Genomic DNA, 527 nt, shown 5'->3' on the forward strand with positions numbered 1-527 from the left:
ATAGCTCCTTGGACTAAAGCAGAAAAAGCTTATTATAAATCTTTAAAAACTAAAAAAGAAAGATATAAATATTTAGTTATAAGAAGTGGTATAAGAAGTGTTGTTATAGATATACCTTATGAAGCTATAGGAGCTGTAGATGAAAAAGGAAATGTAGATCCTAAATATGAAAAATTATATAGAATAGTAGATGATAATAAACATAATCTAAGATCAAGTTTATTTCATAATGAATGGGGTATGGCAGCAGGAATATTAGGTGATTATAAATACCTAGCTAATGATATGTCTCAAAATGGTTTTAATGCAAGATTTATCCAAGCTACTATACTTTATATACAATTAAGTGGAGGAAGTAGTATATTAGATAAACCTAATTTATTAGGTGCTATTTATGGTTATGCAGATATTGCTGTAGGAAGTGGTTTAGTAGGAGTGCATAAAAATCCTTTAAGAGAACAAGAGATTAAAACCTTAGCTAAGACTTTAAAACCTGATGAATTTGGTATGCTTCCTTTTATAGATGA

At 28.1% G+C, this 527-nt stretch carries 1 pseudogene; it reads left to right on the forward strand.

What is annotated here, in order from left to right:
* Positions 1-527, forward strand: a pseudogene (locus ELQ12_RS09865) (hypothetical protein); the annotation flags it as partial.

Origin of the sequence: Campylobacter sp. US25a (assembly GCF_004379075.1) — a bacterium.
Classification (GTDB): domain Bacteria; phylum Campylobacterota; class Campylobacteria; order Campylobacterales; family Campylobacteraceae; genus Campylobacter_D; species Campylobacter_D jejuni.